The organism is Sphingomonas sp. (assembly GCF_032114135.1).
GTDB lineage: Bacteria > Pseudomonadota > Alphaproteobacteria > Sphingomonadales > Sphingomonadaceae > Sphingomonas.
The window spans coordinates 97,267-118,538 of record NZ_DAMCTA010000004.1 but is presented as its reverse complement, the minus strand read 5'-3'; the positions used below and the strand labels follow the sequence as shown (position 1 = coordinate 118,538).

At 68.0% G+C, this 21,272-nt stretch carries 11 protein-coding genes; 7 read left to right on the top strand and 4 right to left on the bottom strand.

The annotated features are described in order from the left end of the window. The first annotated feature begins 30 nt into the window (after window positions 1-30). The 3 genes from RT655_RS17760 to RT655_RS17750 all read left to right on the top strand — a co-directional run bounded on the left by RT655_RS17760 (window position 31) and on the right by RT655_RS17750 (window position 11,223). Window positions 31-6,459 (top strand): hypothetical protein, encoded by a 6,429-nt coding sequence (locus RT655_RS17760; RefSeq protein ID WP_313539402.1) that lies wholly within the window; start codon window positions 31-33, stop codon window positions 6,457-6,459. 885 nt (window positions 6,460-7,344) lie between these two features. Then, a complete protein-coding gene (locus RT655_RS17755; protein WP_313539399.1) occupies window positions 7,345-10,356 on the top strand; it encodes a TonB-dependent receptor in 3,012 nt (1,003 codons plus the stop codon). Window positions 10,357-10,425: 69 nt separating this feature from the next. Beyond that, window positions 10,426-11,223, top strand: a complete 798-nt coding sequence (locus RT655_RS17750) for a DeoR/GlpR family DNA-binding transcription regulator (protein ID WP_313539396.1) — start codon at window positions 10,426-10,428, stop codon at window positions 11,221-11,223. Between the two features lie 6 nt (window positions 11,224-11,229). Here the strand turns inward: RT655_RS17750 and RT655_RS17745 are convergent, their stop codons facing one another. Together RT655_RS17745 and RT655_RS17740 are read right to left on the bottom strand one after the other, a co-directional pair. Beyond that, complete coding sequence (locus RT655_RS17745) at window positions 11,230-12,573, bottom strand: MFS transporter (protein WP_313539393.1); 1,344 nt, start codon at window positions 12,571-12,573, stop codon at window positions 11,230-11,232. A 27-nt stretch (window positions 12,574-12,600) separates the two neighbouring features. Next, complete coding sequence (locus RT655_RS17740; RefSeq protein WP_313539390.1) at window positions 12,601-14,706, bottom strand: phosphocholine-specific phospholipase C; 2,106 nt, start codon at window positions 14,704-14,706, stop codon at window positions 12,601-12,603. Between the two features lie 198 nt (window positions 14,707-14,904). On the opposite strand from RT655_RS17740, the gene RT655_RS17735 reads away from it, so the two are divergent. Beyond that, window positions 14,905-15,195, top strand: coding sequence for a UvrB/UvrC motif-containing protein (locus RT655_RS17735; RefSeq protein ID WP_313539387.1), 291 nt, complete (start codon window positions 14,905-14,907; stop codon window positions 15,193-15,195). Beyond that, window positions 15,123-15,578, top strand: coding sequence for a DUF3253 domain-containing protein (locus tag RT655_RS17730; protein ID WP_313539384.1), 456 nt, complete (start codon window positions 15,123-15,125; stop codon window positions 15,576-15,578). Before RT655_RS17735 ends, RT655_RS17730 begins: the two co-directional genes overlap by 73 nt. Here RT655_RS17730 and RT655_RS17725 read toward each other — a convergent pair. Both RT655_RS17725 and RT655_RS17720 read right to left on the bottom strand, forming a co-directional pair. Next, complete coding sequence (locus RT655_RS17725) at window positions 15,466-17,433, bottom strand: glycoside hydrolase family 2 protein (protein WP_313539381.1); 1,968 nt, start codon at window positions 17,431-17,433, stop codon at window positions 15,466-15,468. The two genes, RT655_RS17730 and RT655_RS17725, sit on opposite strands and share 113 nt — an antisense overlap. Window positions 17,434-17,444: 11 nt before the next feature. Continuing rightward, entirely contained in the window at window positions 17,445-19,796 is a 2,352-nt protein-coding gene (locus tag RT655_RS17720) for a GH92 family glycosyl hydrolase (protein ID WP_313539379.1), read from the bottom strand. A gap of 404 nt (window positions 19,797-20,200) precedes the next feature. Here RT655_RS17720 and RT655_RS17715 point away from each other — a divergent pair, with 404 nt between their 5' ends. Both RT655_RS17715 and RT655_RS17710 read left to right on the top strand, forming a co-directional pair. Then, a complete protein-coding gene (locus RT655_RS17715) occupies window positions 20,201-20,863 on the top strand; it encodes a hypothetical protein (RefSeq protein WP_313539377.1) in 663 nt (220 codons plus the stop codon). Continuing rightward, window positions 20,803-21,252: a hypothetical protein gene (locus RT655_RS17710; RefSeq protein WP_313539374.1), complete on the top strand. Its 450-nt coding sequence runs from the start codon at window positions 20,803-20,805 to the stop codon at window positions 21,250-21,252. The genes RT655_RS17715 and RT655_RS17710 overlap by 61 nt, the downstream gene beginning before the upstream one ends. The last annotated feature ends 20 nt before the right edge of the window (window positions 21,253-21,272 follow it).

Below are 21,272 nucleotides of genomic sequence, written 5' to 3'. Positions count from 1 at the left end.
GCGCCGTTGCGCGCGAACGGGAGAATAATAGTGAAGACGACGCTCCTGGTCGGCGCATCGGCGCTGGCTTTCATCCTCGCCACCCCCGGCGCGGCGCTGGCCGATGGCGAGTGCGGCAATCCCGACGTCTCGTCGGATCCGAACATCGTCTCGTGCGTGTCCGATCCGGGCCGCTACCCGAACGGCATCACCTATAACCAGGCAAGCTACGCGACGCCGGCCGGCCTGCGGCTGGACCTGTACGGCACGCTGATCGTCAACGCGACGAACGGCGGTACCGCGGTGAGCGTCATCGGCTCGACGAACCAGGCGGCGCTGATCACCGCGCGCACCGGATCGCGCTTCACCGCCGGCACCACCGGCCTGTCGTCGACGGCGACCGGTACCGGCCTCGCGAGCGTCGACAGCCACGGCATCCTCTCCGCCGGCCTGAACGGGCTGGTCGCGAATGCCGACCTCACCGGCGGCAGCGGCCTCGGCTCGGTGCGCAACCAGAGCGACGCCACGGTCACGCTCACCCAGACCAACCTCAGCGGCAACAGCGCCGGCCTGCTGGCGCGCGGCGGCTCGGCGAGCGCGACCAACAACGGCGCGATCACCGCGACCAGCGCGACCGGCGGCACGGCGAGCAGCACCATCTACGGCATCGCCGGCGAAACCCACGCGGCGGGCGGCACGATGACGCTCGCCAACACCGGCACGGTGACGCTGCGCGGCGCGACCAACCTGGTCGGCATGGGCAGCGCCAGCAGCACCGGTGCGGTGTCGATCAGCAACACCGGCACGATCAACGTCAGCAGCCAGAACGGCAGCGCCACCGGCTTCCTGGTCGGAGCGAGCGGTACCGCCGGAGCGGTGACGGCGACCAACAACGGCACGTTGAGCGTGAGCGCAAGCGGCATCGCCGCCGGCATGGCCGTGCTGCAGGGCAGCAGCGTCGCGTTGACCGCCCAGCGTACCGGCGCGACCGGCGGCATGAGCGTGAGCGGCAGCAGTGCGGCAGGATTCTACGTCGCCAACGCCACCGGCGCAGTGAACGTGCAGAACAGCGGCTTCGTCCAGCAGGTTACCGGCACCGCGGGCGTCGGCCAGGGCGTGGGGATCACCGGTGGTACCGCCCAGAGCGTCACCTTTGCCGATGCCGTGATCGGCGGGACTATCTTCAAGGGCGACCTCAGCGTCAGCGCCACCAGCACCGCCCAAGGCGTGGCGCTGTCCGGCGGGACGGGCGCGGCGTCGGTCAATTTTACTGGCGCATCGCTGACTGCGACCACCACCGGCGCGGACGCCAGCGGCATTCGCGTGGCGAACGGCACCGACGTGACGATCGTGACGGCCGCGAATGCGACCACCGGCAACGGCGCGGCGATCGCCGTCAACGCCGCCGGCAGCAACGCGCTGGGCGTGGGGGTATCGGCGGCGAGCGGCGCGCAATCGGTGACGCTGGGCGATAGCCTCAACGTCGCCAACACCGCCGGCAGCGCGACCGGCGTGTCCCTGCAAAATGGTTCCAGCCAGACCGTGTCGCTCGCCAAGGGCGCCACCGTGACCGGCATCGGCGCTACCGGCGCAACGATGACCGGCAGCAGCGGCGCAGTGCGCCTCACCAGCGCAGGCGCGCTCAGCGTCGATGGCGGCACCGGCGGCGTGACCGGCGTGGCGCTCGGCGAAGGCACCACCCAGACGATGGATGCGGCGGCGGCGATCACCGTCCGCGCCAATGGCGGAACGGCTAGTGGCGTTGCAAGCAGCCGCGCGGCAAGCGACGTACAGCTCACCGCGCGCGACGTGCTGAGCGTGCGTAACGGAGCCGGCAGCGCGACCGGCATTTCGATCGGTGCAGGAGCGGCGGAGACGGTCTCGCTCGCCCGAGGCATCGACGTGCAGGGCAGCACCGGCGCGACCGGCGCCAGCCTCACCGGCACGGGCGCGCTCGGCCTTGGTGCGGCGCAGGATTTCGTGGTGAGCAGCAGCGCGGGCAATGCCAGCGGCGCGGCTTTCTCCGGTGGCACCAGCCAGGCGGCGAACTTCGCGACGGCGCTGCAGGTGACCGGGGCCGGTTCGGTCATCGGCGTGCAACAGGCCGGCAGCACGGGCGCAGTCTCGACGATCGTGAGCGGCGGTGTCTCGATCACTGGCGGCGCCGGCGGGGCAACCGCGATCACGCTGGCCGACGGCTCGACCCAGACGGTCCAGGTGGGCGGTAACCTTGCCGTTGCAGCGACGGACTCGCCGGTGGTCGGCGTGCGCCATCGCACCGGCGGCGGCGCACTTTCCACTGCCGTCGCCGGCACCTTCGCGGTGCAGGGCGGCAATGGCGGCGCCATCGGCGTCGACATGGCCGGCGGCACTTCCCAGTCAGTCCAGCTTGGCAACACGCTTTCGGTGAGGGCGAGCGACGGCAGCGTCATCGGTCTTACCCAGGCCGGCGGCACCGATACGATCGCCACCGGCGTCACCGGCGCGGTGACGGTTGAAGGCGGCGCGAGCGGCGCCACCGGCATCGCCATCGCCGGCGGCACCAGCCAGACGGCCCAGTTCGGCAGCACGGTCTCGGTGACGGCGACCAGCGGCAGCGTGACCGGCCTCAGCCAGTCGGGTGCGTCGGGCGCCGTTGGCACCGGCGTGACCGGCGATCTCACCGTCAGCGTCAGCGGCGGCACCGGCACGGTGCGCGGCGTTGCGGTGGCGAATGGCAGCAGCCAGGCAGTGCAGCTCGGCGGCGTGCTCTCCGTCACCGCAGCCAATGGTAACGTGACCGGCCTTAGCCAGTCCGGCGCGTCGGGCGCCGTCAGCACCAGCGTTGCCGGCGCAACCACCGTCAATGGCGGTGGCGGTGGCGCGAGCGGCGTCACGGTCGCGGGCGGTTCCACCCAGGCCGTGCAGCTTGGCAGCACGCTTGCCGTCGCGGCGACCGATGGCGCGGTGCTCGGTCTCGGCCAGTCCGGCGCGTCGGGTGCGGTCAGCGCCGGCGTGACCGGCGCAGTCTCGGTCGGCGGCGGCGCGGGCGGGGCGACGGGCGTCGCGGTCGCAGGCGGCACCACCCAGGCCGTGCAGCTGGGCAGCACGCTGGGCGTCACGGCCTCCAACGGCACGGTCGTCGGTCTCAGCCAGTCCGGCGCGTCGGGTGCGGTCAGCATCGGCGTGACGGGCGCGATCACCGTCGGCGGCGGCGCGAGCGGCGCGACCGGCCTCACGGTTGCGGGGGGCACCACCCAGACGGTCCAGCTTGGCGGTGCGCTTGCCGTCACGGCAACGGATGGCACTGTTCTCGGTCTCGGCCAGTCGGGGGCGTCGGATGCGGTTCGCGCCACGCTTGGTGCGGTCACCGTCACCGGCGGTGCCGGCGGCGCGACTGGCATTGCCGTTGCGGACGGCACCAGCCAGACGGTGCAGCTCGGCGGCGCGTTCGGCGTATCGGCAAGCGGTGGCACCGCGCTGGGCGTGCAGCTCCAGGGCGGCCAGTCGGCCGCGCTGACGGCGGCTAACTTCACCGTTTCGAACAGCGCCGGCGATGCGACCGGCATCGCCAGCAGCGGCCCGGCGGCCACCGTGCAACTCGCCAAGGGTGCGACGGTCTCGGCAACCGGCGTCGCGATCGGCGTGCAGGCACTGGGCGGCACCACCGTCTCGACCGCCGGCACCCTTGCGGTGACCTCGAACGGCGGCGAAGCCCGCGGCATCGATTTCGGCACGGCGACGGCGGCCACCACCGTCCATCTGCCGACCGCGCTGACGGTGCGCAGCACCACCGCTGATGCCTTCGGCGTCGTCGGGCGCACCGGTAGCGGTCTGGTGCTGGACGGCGCAGGCTCGATCGACGTGCGCGCGGCCGGCAATGCGGCGGGCATCGCCACGCAGAACCAGAGCGGTGCGCAGAACGTGACCGTCGGCACCGTCACCACCGAATCGACCGGTCAGCAGGCCGTTGGCGTCACGCTCGGCGGCAGCGCCGCGATCCAGCTGACCGCCGGCACCGTTGTCGTCACCGGTGCGACCGGTGGTGCGGGTGTCGCGCTTACCGGCACCGGCGCGACCGGCGACGTGCAGGCAACGCTCGGCACGGTGAGCTTCACCGGTGCCAACGGCGCGGGCGTCGCCCTGGCGCAGAGCGGCGGCGCTAATGTGCAGGCGGCGGTCAACGCCGTCACTACCACCGGCGACGGCAGCGCGGGCGTGGTCGCCAGCGCGGTCGGCACCGGCGCGGTTGCGCTGACGATCGGTCGTGCGCCTACCACAGGTGTGGCGACGGCCCAGGCCGTGGCGGTCAACGGCGTCACCACCAGCGGCGCGAACGCCACCGGCGTCAGCGTCACCGTGGCGGACGGCGCGGGCAGCGTGGTCAACAACGGCACCATCGCCACCACCGGCGCTAACGCGATCGGCATCGCCGGCACGGCGACCGGCAATGGTTCGCTCGCCTTGACCAGCGCGACCGTGACGACCAGCGGCAGTGCCGCGCACGGCATCGCCCTCACCGGCGGCAACGGCGCGCAGACCATCGCCGCGCAGTCGGTCACCGTCGCCGGGGCGGGTGCCCAGGCGATCAGCGCCACCACCACCGGCGGCGCGATCACGGTGCAGAGCGGCACGCTCGTCGCCCAGCAGGGCGCCAGCTTCGCGATCGGCGCGGCCAGCGACAGCGGCGCGATCACAGTGACGGCGGCAAACAGCGTCAGCGCCAGCGCCGATGCCATCCATCTGACTTCCACCAGCGGCAGCGTCACTGCGACGCTGGCGGACGGCGGCACCACCCGTTCGGGGAGCGGTGCCGGCCTGTCGGTTGATACCGGCGGTACGGCGACGATCAACCTGGGCGCGACGGCCACCACCGCCACGCTGCAGGGCGCGACCGCCGGCCTCTCCTCGCGCGCGGCGGGGGGCCAGACGGTGACTCTGTCGGGCACGGTTGGTGCGGACAACGGCATGGCGATCCGCCTTGCCGGCGGTGCGGCCACGCTCGTCAATCGCGGCGTGATCAACGGCAGCCTCGCCGTGACCAGCAGCCGCCTGGCGTTCACCAACGCCGGGACCTGGAACGTCACGGGCACGCCGAACTTCGGCGGCAATGCGGTGCTGGCCAATAGCGGCACGATTAACCTCGCCGCCGGTGCCACGCAGTTTGCAGGGCTCACCAGCCTCCAGAACAGCGGCACGATCAGCCTTGCCAACGGCAAGGTGGGCGATGTGCTCGACCTGGGCGGCGCGAGCTTCGTCAGTGCGGCCGGTTCGCGGGTGGTGCTGGACGCCAATCTCGGCGGCGTGGCGGTGAACGGCGCCCCCGCGCAGACCGCCGACCTGCTGCGGGTCGGCGCTGCTTCGGGCACCACCACGCTGGTGGTGCGTGACGTGAGCGGGGCGGCGGGTGCCCAGTTCAACTTCACCGGCGTGCGGCTGGTCAATGCCGCCTCGGCCAGCGCGAACGCGTTCGTGCTCGACGGGGGCAGCATCAACAAGGGCTTCGCCCAGTATCAGCTGGTCACCGATGCGGCGGGCAACATCAACCTGGTCGGCCTGCCGACTGCCCAGGCCTTCGCGCTGGTGCGCACCGGTGCGGAAGCCCGTCGCTTCTGGCGCCGTTCGGGCGATGCCTGGGGCGAGCAGATGCGCGCCGCTGCGCCCAACAAGGGCCTGGCGGTGTGGGGGCAGCTCTATGGCGGCGAGGAGACCAACCGTTCGCGGCCGGTCTATACCGAAACCGTGCTGGGCACCCCGACCGTCTTCACGCCGAACCTCGACGTGCGGGACAGCTGGGGAGGCGGCCAGCTCGGCCTCGATTGGGGCCAGGGCGACTGGAGCGTCGGCGTCACCGCCGGTTATCTCAGCCAGCAGGGTCGCCTGACCGCGGCCGGCGACCAGCTGAAGCTGAACGGCGGCACTCTGGGCGTCTATCTCCGCTATCGCTCGGCGGGCGGCCTTTTTGCCCATGCGCTGGGCAAGGTCGATCGCTACTCGATCAAGTATGAGCTGACCGGCGTCGCCGGCGCACCGAAGGTGGACGGCACCAGCTATGGCTTCCAGGTCGAGGCGGGCTATCATGTCCGTGCCGGCGCGCTGTTCTTCGAACCGGCGGCGAGCATCGCGGTGTCGCATGGCGATGTCGACAATCTGCAGGGCGCTGCGAGCGGCATGTCCGCCACCTTCGACAAGACGGACGGGGCCTATGGCCGCGCCGGCCTGCGCGCGGGCGTGGAGACGGTCTCCGGCGACTGGTCGCTCAAGCCCTATCTGGGCGCGGCCTGGGAGGGCGAATTGTCGGGTCGCCCGGGCGCGACGCTCGGGTCAGGCGGTACCAGCCTGCACTTCGAGGACCGGAACGAACGCGGACGCGCTCGGATAGAGGCGGGGATCGAGGGCGGCAGCAGCCGCGGCTTGACAGCCTTCGCCAAGGTCGAGGCCGTGAGCGGCGCGAAGGCCAAGGGCTTTGGCGGTCGGGCCGGCGTGGCGCTGCGCTGGTGACGATGGGTTGGCGGCGAGCCCTGGATCGGGCTCGCCGTTGCTCGTTGGCAGGGCAGTCCTGGCCCTGCGATCAATCGCAAAGCGCGGGCGGCCAGGAAATTGCGACGTGGCCGAGTAGCTCTCGCTAATCCTCCAGCCATGGTGCTTCTCCGTCGCTAAAATCAGCCGCTTCACCGTGTTTTTGACATTGGGGGTGCTGCTGGGGGTATGACGTCAAGCCAAGCGACATTTGACGAACAAAATCAAGACGTTAGGATATTTGCTTCGCGTGGCAAAGTCCTGCCCCCGCAACCAATCCCTCAAGCAAGCCCCAACGCACCCGCGCTGGGGCTTGCTTGCGTTCGGACGAAGACAATCGCCAGGGACTGATAGCCGCGCCCGAGCGCGCACCGGCCTTGGGCCCGAGGTCGATAACGATCGCCATCCTCAACCGAAAAGGCAGTCGGAGCCCTCGAGTTCCAGACACCGCGCCTGCCGCGATCCAGTCATCAACGGCCGTGGCTGGGCCGGACCAGGGGAGGCGGGGCGGTCCGTTGGTGGGCGGGGCTGGACGACGTGGTCCCACGCGACGAACTAAAACCAAGCCAGAGGCATCTCTTCGCAACGCGGGATAGCGCGCGCCGTCTAAGCGCAATGCGGAATCGGCGGCGGGGCCTGACCAGCCAGTCCAGGCACCTGCGGCCCATTGTCCAGCGCGTCAAACAGCTGCGGCCCAATTCGCAGGCTTGAAGATCACAAAGTCGTCCGCGGATGCCCCACGCGATCAAGTACATATATATGTGTATATTATGCCCGAATGTCACAAAAGATAAACGCTGACTCCATAGATCCCCGCATCGCAGCACGACGCGGTTGTGCCGCAGGAATCCAATAACAGGGGGTACGATGCTCCGTCACACGCGACGTTCGTCGCGCGCAGCCATGCGCGTGCTATTGATGCTTGGTTCAACCGCTTCGGTCATCCCGTGCACCGGCCTCGCTGCCTACGCGCAGGACTATACGAACATCACGGGATCGGGTCGGGTTACCACAGCCGACGGATCCCCGTTGTCCGGCGCGGAAGTTCGGATCACCTCATCGGACAGGGGCGTCAGCCGCTCCGTCATGACCGATGCATCGGGCGCCTATGTCTTTCCGCAGCTGTCGCCCGGCAAGTATGACTTTGCCGTCAGCGCACAAGGCTATGACACGTATGTCGAGCGCGGCATCGCGCTGACCCGCGAGGCCGGGGGCGCCAACAGCTTTCAGCTTGGCGCGCCGGTCGGGGGCAACGACATCGTCGTGATCGGGTCACGGCGCCGCGTAGCCGACTTCCAGGACACCACCGTCGGCAGCAGCATCAACCTCGCCTCGCTTGCCCAGCGAGTCCCGATCGGCCGTTCGCTGCGCGACGTGATGCTGCTCACGCCCGGCACCGTCCAGGGCTCCTCCCCCTCCAATGGCGGTTTCGCCAGCCAGGTGTCGATCGCCGGCGCGGCGTTCACCGAGAATGCCTTCTACATCAACGGCCTCAACGTCACCGACTTCGTCTCGGGCGGACAGCCGACCGAAGTGCCGTTCGACTTTTACGAGACGGTGGACGTGAAGACCGGCGGCGCACCGGCGGAATTTGGCCGCGCGACGGGCGGCTATGTCGTCGCCACCACTAAGTCGGGCTCGAACCAATATCATGCGAGCGTGACCGGAATCTGGGAGCCCAACAGCCTGCGCGACCATGCGCCGTCGACGCGCACCACCGATTACCGCCACGCCACGGCGAGCCGGCAGGAGTTGATCCTCCAGGCCAGCGGCCCGATCATCAAGGATCACCTGTTCGTCTACGGCCTGTACAATTTCCGCGACCTGCGTTCGATGACCCCGCAGGCGAACCAGAACAACGCCACCGGCGTGTCGAACACCAGCCCCTTCTGGGGCGGCAAGGTGGATGCCTATATCACCGGTGACCATCATCTCGAATTCACTTATTTCGACACGACCAACGACACCCACAACCGCAGCTACAACTGGGATCGCACCACCTTCACGCTGGGCACCAAGACCGGCGGCACCAATGCGCGCGCGGGCGGGGTCAACTATGTCGGTCGCTATACCGGCACCCTCACCCCCTGGCTGACGCTTTCCGGTGCGTACGGGGTCAACAAGCTCCGCTCGGGCAACGTGCCGCTCGACATCACCAACCCGCAGGTGACCGACTACCGCACCGATCCCGCGGGCATCCAGATCGGGCTCAACAAGGTCACCGACGCGTTCAGCCAGACCGACAATGAGCGCGCATTCTACCGGTTCGACGCCGATGTGCAGTTCCATCTGTTCGGCGCGCACCATGTCCGTGGCGGCTATGATCACGAGAAGGACACGCAGGTCCAACGCTATGAGACGATCGGCGGCGGCGCGTTCAAGATCTACAACGTCACCGCGGACTCGGCGGCACGCATCGGCCAGCCGATCGGCACCCCCTATTACACGACCCGCGTCTATGCGCAGAACGGCACCGCGCACGTCCGCAACCAGGCCTTCTATATCCAGGATCAATGGTCGCTGTTCGACAACCGGCTGCGGCTCGACCTCGGACTGCGCAACGATCGCTTCAGCAATCAGGGCGTGAACGGCAAGTCCTTCTTCGGATCGGGCAACCAATGGGCGCCGCGGCTCGGCGCGTCGTTCGATCCGCGCGGCGACGGACATACCAAGATCTTCGGCTCATATGCCAAATATTATCTGCCGATGGCGGGCGACATCAACCTCAACGTCGCGGGCAGCCTGGTGACCTATACGCGCTATAATTTCTTCTCCGCGACGAGCGGCGCGGGCAACCTCCCGGTCGAGGGCGCGCCGATCCTCAGCGTCGTCAACACCACCGCCTGCCCGGACACCAAGGTGCGGAACTGCGAAGTCTCGGCCGACGGCTCCGCGTTCAACCCCGCGGGCGCGATCGCCGACAACATCCAGCCGCAATCGGACAATGAGTTCATCCTCGGTGCCGAACACCAGTTCGGTGACCATGTCCGCCTCGGCGCCTATTTCACCCACCGCAAGCTGCAGAACGTGATCGAGGACATTTCGATCGACGCCGGCGCGCGCGCCTATTGCGCGGGCAAGGGCTTTTCGGCGACCGCTTGTCAGGCGGCCTTCCCGGGCGGGAGCCAGTTCGTCATCGCCAATCCCGGCCGTGACGTGACGGTCCAGCTCAACAAGCTGCCCGACGGCTCGACCCCGGTGGCGACGCTCAAGGCCGCGGATCTCGGCTATCCCAAGCCGAGCCGGAACTACAATGCGCTGACGCTCACCTTCGATCGTACCTTCGACCAGCGCTGGAGCCTCTCGGCCTCCTATACGCTCGCGTTCGACAAGGGGAATTACGAGGGCGGCGTCCGCTCCGAAAACGGCCAGGCGGCGATCAACCGCACCGCGGACTTCGACTCGCCGGGCTTCGTCAACGGCGCCTATGGCTATCTGCCCAACGACCGGCGGCACAGCATCAAGGCCTTTGGCAGCTACCGACTGTTCGAGGAACTCGATCTTGGCGCCAACGCCGTGATCCAGTCGCCCTCGCATTATAGCTGCATCGGCGCGGTGCCGATTAGCGTCGATGCCTATGCGAACACCTATCACGGCTATGGCTATTATTGCCGCGGCCAGCTGATCCCGCGCGGCACCGCCTTCGACGGCGACTGGCGCACCCAGTTCGACGTCAGCGCCGTGGTGCACCTGCCGCTGCCCTACAAGGTTGATGCCTCGCTGCGGCTGGACATCTTCAACATCCTCAACAGCAAGGCCGTGAGCGCCTACAATAATTTCGGCGAGCAGAGCGATGGGTCGGCCAATCCGGACTATCGCCTGCCGGTCAATTACCAGGCGCCGCGGTCGATGCGGCTGACCGCACGCCTCGGCTTCTGAGGCAGATCGCCGGGGCGGGCATTCGCCCGCTCCGGCAGATCCCGGCTTGCAAAATCGCGCGCGGCCCGCATGGATCGCCTGCCGAGCGGGACGACGGCGATGGAGGGCATGATAGAAAAAAGATCACATCGCCAGCGCGAGATCATCGCGCGGCTGCGCAGCGGGCGCACCCTGTCGGTGGCGGCGCTCGCCACCGACCTCGAAGTCTCCGAAGAGACGATCCGCCGGGAGCTCCGCGCGCTGGAGGACCAGGGCGTCATCATCCGCGAACATGGCGGCGCACGGATCGCCACGCAGGTGCACGAAGGTCCGCTCCACCAGCGGATGGAGGAAAATGCCGATGCAAAGCAGCGCATCGCGCGCGCCGCGGCGGATCTGGTGCCCGATGGCGGTATCGTGTTCATCGATTCGGGTACGACCAGCTGCTTCATCGCGCGCCAGCTGCTCGATCGCCGTGCGCTGACCGTCATCACCAATTCGCTCACCGTCGCGAGCGACCTGGGCGGTATCAACAACAACCGGCTGTTCCTCGCCGGCGGGCAGATGGACTATGACTATCGCGCCTTTTCCGATCACAGCGCCCAGGCCTATGTCCGCGGCCTCACCCCGCATCTGGCGATCCTCTCGGTCGGCGGGATCAGCCTGGATCGCGGACTGATGGACTTCCACCCCGGCGAGGCGGAGATGAGCAAGATCGCCTATGCGACCTCGCAACGCGTGCTGCTCGCCGCCGATGCTTCCAAGTTCGGGCGCTATGCGCTGGTGCAGACCGCGGCGCTGAACGACGTCGACATTCTGGTGACCGACAAGCCGCTGGACGAGGACTTCGCCCGCGCGTTCGCGCATGCCGAGGTCGTGATCGCCTGACCGCGATCAGGTGGCGGCGATCGCGGCCTGCCGACGCATGGCGCGCAGCAGCGGCAGGCCCGCGACGAGCATCAGCAACGCCCCCGCTCCGGCCAACCCGGCGTGGAGCAGCCAGAAGCTGCTCGCCGCCATCCGCTCGTAGAAGACGCCGCTGAAACCGACCCACAGGCTTGCAAAGAAGCCGTGCAGGTAGAACAGCCCCATCCAGAAACCGACGAGCCTGCCGGGTGCCACCGCCGTGATGAGGCTGAGCGCGGATGGCCAGAGAAACACCACCGCGGTGTCGATCAGCAGCAGATAGCCAAGCGCCCAGGGCAGCGGCAGCACCGCGTCGCCCTGAAGCGCAGCCCCAATGGCCAGCAGCAGATAGCCCGCGGCACAGCACAGCCCCCCGAGCAGGATCTGCGTCACCGCACTGATCGCGATCCCACGTCGTTCGAGCAGGCGGATCGCCAGCTGCGACAGCCCGATCAGCGTCAGCGTGAAGGCGCCGTCGAGCGACGCAAACCACGCGACCGGCATCGTCCAGCCGCCGACGCGCAGGTCGACGTGTACGCGCGCCCAGACCAGGAAGATGTTGGTCAGCTGGTCATAGGCCGCATAGCAGAGATACACCGCCGTCAGCGCGACGGCGAGCAGCGCCGCGGTTGCCGCGGGTCGCGCGGAACGCCTGCCTGCCGCCGGGATGCTTGTTGTGCGATCTTGCACGCTGCCGCTGGGCGCGTAGAGCGCGAGCCCCAGGAACAGGGCCCCCATTGCAGCGCCAATCGCCGAGGATGGCCCCCAAGTTATCGCCAGCGCGCCGCAGACCAGTGGACCGCAGATGATGCCGGCGTTCAGCGCTGCCAAGTACAGCGCATAGCCGCGCCGCCGCTGTGCCTCGTCGTCAAACAACAGTCCGACCTGCGCCGATAGATTGCCCTTGAGCAGCCCGGTGCCGATCGCGAACGGTGCCAGCCCGAGCAGAAAGCTACGGTCATCGAGCAGCAGCACCAGGCCAAGCAGCATCAGGCCGCCGCCGACGACCACCATCCTGCCCCGGCTGCCGATCAGGTCGCCGACCAGGCCGCCCAGCGGAATCGATAGATAGATCAGCGCATTGGCATAGCCGTAAAGCTGCGACGCCAGTCCGGTGACGGAAACCGGCCCGAACAGCGCCGCACTCGTCTTGCGCAACGCTGCCGCCCCCCATATGCGCGTGATGTCGCCGGCGAGCACGTGATCGACCAGCAGCAGCACGAGCAGCGACTTCATGCCGGACATGGCGAAGCGCTCCCAGAACTCCATCGCGGCGAGCGCGAGGAAGCGCCCGCTCCACAGCCTCTGATCCGCCGCCTCGTCCGATTCCATCTGCCCGCCCCCGATCGAGCGAGCGCCCTAGGCGTGCTCCACAACAAGCTGATGACAGGCAACATGCTCAGCCGGAATGGGGAAAGGCGGCGACGGGCTCGCTCGCGCTCGGCTTGCCGGTCTCGACATGGCCGGTAAGCGCAGCCGCGCGCCGCCGGGGGCATGGAGCAAAAGGTCGTACCAGCGATGCTCGGCAAGCGGCACGGGCAGCGCGGCACGTCCATGCGGACCAATCTCCACCTGTGCCTGCGCATCGCTATGGGCGCAGTGCAGACCAAGCGTGATCGGGTCCGGACCTTGGTTGACCAGAAGCAGCGTCCCCCCGGTTGCCCCTGCGTGCCAGGTGAGCAGAGGCTGGATGCGGATGCGGCCGTCCGCGCGAAACTCCCGGTGGAAACCATTGGGCCCGCGGACCACCAGCGCGTGCGGGCGGTCGGGTGCGATCGGCCAATGTTCCTCCAGGCGGCTGTTCGCCGCGACGGTGAAGTATCGCCAGCCGATAAAGGTTGCCTCGTCCTGCACGCCGAACACGATCCCGTCGGGGCCGCTATTGTCGAAGCGCAGCGTCAGCCCGGTACCGGACCAGATCGGCACCACGTCGAAACGGTACGGCAGCGCGCGCGCCGGTCGTGTCCCGGCTTCCTGCACGGGCACGCCGGTGCCCGTGGCGATTCTGGGGGGCGGCGCTGTGCGGCACAGGCGCTGCGTTTCCTCTACATAGTCCGCAACGGAGGGCAGCGCCGCAGCCCAGCGCGTATCGAGCCGCGCCTTTTGCGGCACGTCGAAATTGAAGATCGAGGTCAGGTCGCCGCACACCGCGCGGCGCCAGGGCGAGATGTTCGGCTCCGCCACCCCGAAGCGCTTCTCGAGGAAGCGCAGCACCGAGGTATGGTCGAAAAGCTGCGAATTGACCCAGCCGCCCCGCGTCCAGGGGGAGATGACCAGCATCGGCACGCGCGGGCCCAGGCCCACCGGTTCGCCCTGATAGGTCTCGCTGCGGACGTCGACATTGGTTGCGCCGTAGCGGGGCGCGATCGCGGGCATCGGCGCGGGCACGTGATCGAAAAAGCCGTCATTCTCGTCATAATTGAGTATGAAGGCGGTCTTGGCCCAGACCTTGGGATTGGCCGCAAGCGCCGCCACCAAGCTGGAGATCAGCACCTCGCCGTACGGCACCGGCGCGTCCGGATGCTCGCTCATCTCCATCATCGGGACGATCCACGAGACTGCGGGCAGGCGATCGGCGGCAACATCGGCGGCGAAGGCGGCGATCAGGTGCTGCGCGCGGGTCTTCTCGGGATCCGCTGGGGCCACGCCGTCGATCCAGGGAACGAAGGCGCGGCCGCGGCGATAGCGTGACGAGGCAGGGTCGAGCTTGCGGAACTCCTGGAAATAGCCGAGCGGATTGTCCGAATAATTGGCGAGCTCCTGATAGACCCGCCACGACACGCCGGCCTCTTCCAGCCGTCCGGCATAGGTGCGCCAGGGCAGGCCGGCGCTGGCGTCGTCCCTGGCCATGTCGGCGCCGGGATTGGGATCCGATCCGCCATTGGTGACGCAATATTCGCCGATCTGCCCGACGCTCAGCCCGTTGGTGCCGGTGAAATGATAGAGCCGATTGGGCCCGGTCGGCCCCTGCAGCGAGCAGTGATAGCTGTCGCAGATGGTGAACTGGTCGGCCAGCGCGTAATAATAGGGAATGTCCTCGCGCGTGAGGTGCGCCATGGCGAGCGGCCCCTTCTGCTCCGCCCAGACGTCCCAGTTGCGCCAGCGCGCCTGGCTGTCCTTCCAGCTATGGTCCAGCCCGGTAAAGCAACGGGCGTTGCTGGCGGTATAGTCGAGCCGGAACGGCCAGGCGATCTGTCCGCCATCGCAATCCGCGCGGCGCTGCGCCCAGACCGGCCTGCCGGTGGGAAGCAGGACCGGCCGCGGATCGCCGAACCCGCGCACGCCGCGCAACATGCCGAAATAATGGTCGAACGAGCGGTTCTCCTGCATCAAGATCACGACATGCTCGATGTCCTGGATCGACCCGCGCGCAGCGCCGGCGCCGGCAAGGCGGGGGGCGGCAACCGCTTCGGTTGCAGCCGCGCCCGATGCGCCCAAAAGAAATCGTCTGCGATCAAGTCCCATGCCAAGCTTTCCTTCCTGCCGCGGCGCGGAGCGGGCTTGTCGATGCAGCTAGGTCCGAAATATAGACGCGGTGTGACAATCGGCGGCGGAAGACTGAATATTGTGGGGCTCGGTCAACGATCGCACACGTTTGCCGGAGCGTTGTCGTGATCAGGCTGGGTGTCGCATCCGCAAGGCGGTGCCGCGCGTTGAGGCTGCATGCCCATGACGATTGAGACGCTGCAGCAGCGCATGGAAGAAGCAGTAGCCGCGCTCGATTTCGAGGAAGCGCGGCGGTGCCGGGACATGATCAATGCGATGCGGGGCGGGGCTACCGCCGCGGAGGTGGAGTCGGCGAGCTTCGACGGACTGGAGCGGCAAGCGCCCGGCGCGATGGGATTGGGCACGAGCCAGCAGAAGGTCACGCCTCCGGCGGGATGGCGGCCCCCTGCCAAGCCCGATCCCATGACGGCAGGGCGCTCGCGACGCGGTCGTTCTCGCAACCCATGACGCCGAACGCCCGCGAGATGGCACTGGCCATGCTGGCAGCCCGAGCCCCGACGGCAACGCTGTGTCCGAGCGAGGTGGCGCGTGCGATTGCGCCCGGGGATGCATGGCGAGGGCGATGCCGCTGGTCCATGCCGCGATCGATGCCCTGGTGGCGGAAGGACGCGTGCACTTGCGCTGGAAGGGGCGGGCCCTCCCGGCGCGGGACGGGCCGTACCGCGTCGCCCTTGCCGCGCCGGACGCATCCTAGCCCGTCCTTCGACCGCGCGCGGGCTATTGCGCTTTTCTGCCCCGCCCGGCTGCGGTGCGATCCGTCTCCCATAGCGGCTTGGCCATCGTCGCGAACGCCTCGGCAGGGGCCTTGGCCACGGCACGGTCATAGGTGAGCAGGCCGTTGATCTCGCCTTCGACATCGGTCGTCTGCGTATAGACCGAAGCGCTGAGGCCGTGGACCCGGGCCTGGCGCACGATCTCCGCGAACTTGCGCCGGTAGCGGGCAAGATAGTCGGCGGAGTCGTTGGTCACCTGATAGCTCCAGCGCTTGTCGTTCCGCCAGAGATGGCCCTCGATCGGCTGGCCGACCCCACCATATTCGCCGATCACGATTGCTCGCTCGCTTTGGCGCGTGGGGACGTGCGGCACGTCCTCATAGGTGTGGATGTCGAACACGTCCGAGGCGCCCGCCGCGACGTCGAGCCAGCCGCTGTCGGCATTGACCAGCCGGCTCGGGTCCATGCCCTTCACGAAGCGGGCGAGCGTGGCGGAGTCGTATTGACCCCAGCCCTCGTTGTTGACCACCCACAGCACGATCGAGGGGAAGGCGCGGAGATGGCCGATCATCCGCGACAGCTCGACCTGCTGCTGCGCCATCACCTCGGACGAGAGCACCGCCTGGCTCTGGCTGGAGCCGGTGACGAACTGGTCCTCGCCGCCGCCCGAGGGCATGTCCTGCCAGATCAACATGCCCAGGTGATCGGCGTCGTAATAATAGCGTGCCGGCTCGACCTTGATGTGCTTGCGGACCATGTTGAAGCCCGCCTGCTTCAGGAACTCCAGGTCGTAGCGCATCGCGACTTCGCTGGGCGGGGTGAGCAGCCCGTCCGGCCACCAGCCCTGATCGAGCACGCCGTTCTGGAAATAGGGCTTGTTGTTGAGCAGCAGCGCCGGCTGGCCGGGAACCGTGCCCGGGCCCACCGAGATCTTGCGCATCGCGAAATAGGCCTTCACCCGGTCGCGCGGGGCGCCGGTCACCTCGGCGGCAGCGTAGGTGTCGAGCTCGCTCTTGGTGAAGCGCGCGTCATAGGCGCGACGATCGCGCTCGGGGCGGCCGGCATAGGGGTCACGCACGGTCACCAGTTCGGCGACGATATCGTAGAGGAACGGGTCCTCGGGCGACCAGAGATGCGCGTCCGGGACGGCGATGCTGGCCCGGCGATTGGCACGCACGATCGTCGACGCGATGGTCCTGTCGCCCGAACGGACGCTGAGCCGCACCGCATCGGTGTCCGACGCGCTGGCGCTGAGCGCTACGTCGACATCCACCTTGCCGGTATCGATGTTCGACGTCGCGCGGATGTCGTCGATGCGGAGCGCAGGGACCGGCTCCAGCCAAACCGTCTGCCAGATGCCGCTGACCGCGGTGTACCAGATGCCGTCGGGCTCGAGGATCTGCTTGCCGCGCGGCTGGCTGCCGGCGCTAGTCGGGTCGGCGACCTGCACCACCAGTTCGTTGGCGCCGGGCTTCAGGAACGGGGTGATGTCGAAGCCGAAGCTGTCGAACCCGCCCTGGTGTGCGCCGACGATCGCGCCGTTCACCCAGATGCGCGCGTCATGGTCGACCGCACCGAAGTTGAGCATCACATGCTGTCCGGCCCAGTCCTTGGGCACGGTGAAGCTGCGGCGATACCAGATACGGTCCTCGGGCGTGACTTTTCGCGCCACGCGCGAGAGCCGCGATTCGACCGGGAAGGGGACGAGGATCTGTCCGTCCATCCGTACCGGCTGCGGCGCCGCGGCTGGCGTGATCGCATAATCCCACAGGCCGTTGAGGTTCTGCCACGCGCTGCGCTGGAACTGCGGCCGCGGATAGCTGCGCCAGGCATTGTCGGGCGTCACGGCCTTGCCCCAGCGGGTGGTGATGGCCCCGGTATAGACTGCGTCGGATCGCGGAGCCGATGCCGGCTGGGCGGCGACGGATGCGGGCAGGGCCGCCAGAGCGAGGGCGTAGATCAGGCTGCGCATAGGGCGACTCCTCAAGGGCGCGAGAGCGAGGGCGGGGCGTCGGCGGGGCTGCTGCCCCAGGCGGTGTTGGGCTTGGGGCCCATGGTCAGCACCAGCCGCGCGCCGCTGGCGACATCGGCATGGCGGAACCAGGGCTTGCTCCAGGCGCGGCCGTTCAGCGTCGCCGACTGAATGTAGCGATTGGCCGCCGAGTTGTTGCGGGCGACGATCTCCAGCACCTTCCCGTTGCCCATCTTCAGCGTCGCGCGATCGAAGATCGGGCTCCCGAGGACATAGACGTCGCTCGACGGATCGACGGGATAGAAGCCCAGCGCGCTCATCACATACCAGGACGAGGTCGCGCCCTGGTCGTCCATGCCCGGATAGCCATAGCCGCTCGCATCGCTGCCATAGAGCTGCTCGAGCACCTGGCGCACCAGCGCCTGCGTCTTCCACGGCTGGCCGCTCCAGGCGTAGAGATAGGGGGCGTGCTGGTCGGGCTGGTTGCCCTGGACGAACTGGCCGATCATGCCGGTGCAGTCGCGGCAGATGCCCTTGGGGGCGTAGGGCGTCGTGAAGAAGGCATCGAGCTTGGCGTTGAACGCGGCGCGGCCGCCGAGCTCGGTGATCATGCCCTGCACGTCCTGCGGCGCCAGCCAGAGGGTCGACCAGCCCGAGGCCTCTTTCATCATGAAGTTGTAATAGGGCTCGGCCGGATCGAAGGGCGTGATCCACTTGCCGTCCGCGGTCCGGCCGCGGACGAAGCCGATCGCGGGATCGAACACGTTGCGATAGTTCAGCGCGCGCCTAGCGAAGCGCGCGGCATCATCCTTGTGACCGAGCCGCGCGGCGAGATCGGCCATCGCGGCATCGTCCCATGCATATTCGAGCGTCGTCGCCGCGCCCGCCTTGCCCCCCGCGTAAGGCGGGCTGGGGTTGCCCGGCGGGACCTCGTCGGCGATCCAGCCCTGCCGGTCATATTCCGCGAGATAGTCGCGCGGGCCCTTGGGATCGGTGGCGTTCCGGCGGAGATATTCGTACGCGGCCGCATAGTCGAAGGCAATGCCGCGCTGCATTGCGCCCAGGTATAGGAACACGGCATTGTCGCCGTGGAACGAGGTGTTCATGAAGCCGCGCTCGCGCGCCATGTCGAGCTCGGAGCGCATAATGTCCTGCACCACCTCGGGCTCCATCAGCTCCAGCAGCACGATCTGGTTGCGGCCGGTATCCCAGAAGGGCACCGGGCCGTAGCGGTCATAGGTGGCGGTCCGCACCTGGCCCTTGGTGTCGGTGAACCGCTCGCCCTTGCGCGCAACCAGCCGTGGGCTGGCGAAGGACTGGAACAGCGTGGAGTAGAACAGCATCTGCTGCTTGGGCGTGCCGCCGCTCACCTGCACCCGATCGAGCAGCCCGGCCCAGGCCGCGCGTGCCTTGGCCCGCACGCCGTCGAAATCCCATCCGGTGTTCTCGGCGCGCAGCCGCTGCTCGGCCTCGGCATAGCTGGTGCCGTGCGCGATTTTGACCAGCACGGCCTCGCCCTTGCGGGTGGCGAAGTCGAGATAGGCGCCGGCAAATTGGCCCTCCATCCGGTCGGCGCCGGGCTGGACGTCCTTGTCGCCAATCCCATAGCCGCGACTGGTGCCGGGCGCCTTGCGGAAGGTGCCATGGGTGGAGAAGTTCTTGGAGAATTCGGCGACGAAATAGCGCCCGTCGCGCACATCCTCCTCGCGCGGGCCGGCCGCCATGCCGCGCACGATATGATCGCCGAGGATCTCCACCGTGCCGCCGTGCCCCGAAAGGTTGAGGATCAGGTGCGCGCGCCTGGTCTCGGGGAAGGTGAACCGCATCAGGCTGGTCCACTGCGTCGCGGTCAGCTCGGCCCTGGTCTGAAAGCTGTTGAGGAAGACCGAATAATAGCCGGGCGCAGCGGTTTCCCGTGCCTTGTCGTAATACGCCTGGGTATACACCGGCGGCACCGTCCAGTCGCCGACCACCGGCATGAGGATCGGCTGGGCGCGGGCGCCGTAGGTCGGGCCGCCGCCGCCGGTGAAGCCAATCATCGTCGGGTTGGTGTAATAATAGGGGGTGGGGACACCCCAGGGATAGCTCAGCTCCACATTGACGTTGACCGGCGCGGCCTCGACCGAACTGTGCGGCAGTCGCGCGCCCGGTGAGGTCATGCCCGAATAGAGCGGCTCGCCCGCTGGCGGCGCATTGCCGATCCATTCCGGACGGTCGAGCGGGGCGGTGCCGACCAGCGGATTGGCGCGGTCGGCTGGAGCCTGGGTTTGCGCCTGCGCGAGGTGCGTGGACGCGAGCCAAGCGGCGGTACCGACGCACAAGATACCCGTACGCGCGGCAGTCTTCCAGCAGGTGTCGATCATAACCCCAGGCCTCTCCTCGCGCTTTTGTCTGGAACACGCCCATTCTTTGGAATGTGACGGTTCGCTCCGGCGCACCTCTTGGTCTGATAAATAAATCATTTTGTCAATTCTAACAGGAGACGGGGGAGACGGCCCTGTCCAGCGCTCGGTAGCTGTCAGATTCTGAAGGCAAGCGCCTGTGCGATCTGCAGATTTTCCTCAGGCGTCGCATATTCGCTGTCGGACGTAGCGACGAACTGTTTTTCGCGGCCGGTTATAGGCAAGAGTATATACGCAGATTACCCAACTTAGTCGGCGTATGGTGCGTCGAACAAATTGTTGCGTGTGGAATCCATTTACGAAGATCCGCATCTACAAATAGCAGCATCGCAGAAGTCGCGCGCGACATTCGCGCGAAGGTGGGCGTGGCGATCGGCGCGATGCAGATCGGCGACATTACCCGCCAGCGGCTCGAACATATCGCCGCCGGATTGCGCGCGGTCATCGATCTGCGGCAGACGGGGGATCCCGCCGATCCCGCGCCGATGCTGCTTGCGAGCGGTCATGTCCTGGCGTTGCTCGCCGCGCAGGCAGGCGACACCATCTCAGACTTTCAGCGCGAGTCGCTGCGACTTGCCGATAATCTGTCCGGCATCGCGCCCGACACGGCTGCGCTGCTGCAGATCAAGGCGGAGGGCGCGCAGGTACAGCCAGGGCAAGACAAGGCCGCTTTTCTTGCCGGGATCGAGCAGAGCGTGGCGGAGGTACATAGCGTGACCATCAAGCTGCGCGATGCCGACGCGCGCGCCCAGCGCCTCGGCGCGTCGACCTCCGCGAGCGCAGAGCGGCTGGCGGCGCGGTTGCGGATCGTCCACCGCGTCAACGACGACGTGCATCTGATGGCGTGGAACACCGATCTTCGCTGTCACCGTCTCGGAGACGAGGGCAAGGCGCTGGCGATGGTGGCGTCCGAGATTCGCGGCTTCGCCACCACCCTGGCGAACGTGTCGGGGCGATCCGCGCGTCGGTGGAAACGCTGGTCGCGGCGGTGGCCGCCTTGCGCGATCCAGATGCAGCGACGGGGGTAGACCCTGCCGAAGCGCTCGCCGCTTCGCTGGCCTGCATCCACGACGGTGCCGTGCGGATGCGCGAGGGCATGGAGGGTCTCGACGCGCACGCCGCGTCCGTCCGCGGCATCATCGAGACGACCAGCCGGACGATCGACTGCGACGCCGAATGTGGCGAGGAACTGCGCAGGGCGGCGGACCATCTGTCGTTGCTGGCGGCCCCGTGCAGCGATCCCGACGAGAAGAGCGCCGCGATCCTCCTGCCGATGATCGACCAGCTTGCCCGCTGTTATACCATGGCGCGCGAGCGGGAGGTGCACCGCGCCTTTTCCATTGCCGCGCCACCAGACGGATCAGCTCCGCCGGCGGGGACGATATCCGAAGACGATGCGGACGATGGCCTGTTCTAACGCCGCAGCGCGACGCCGGT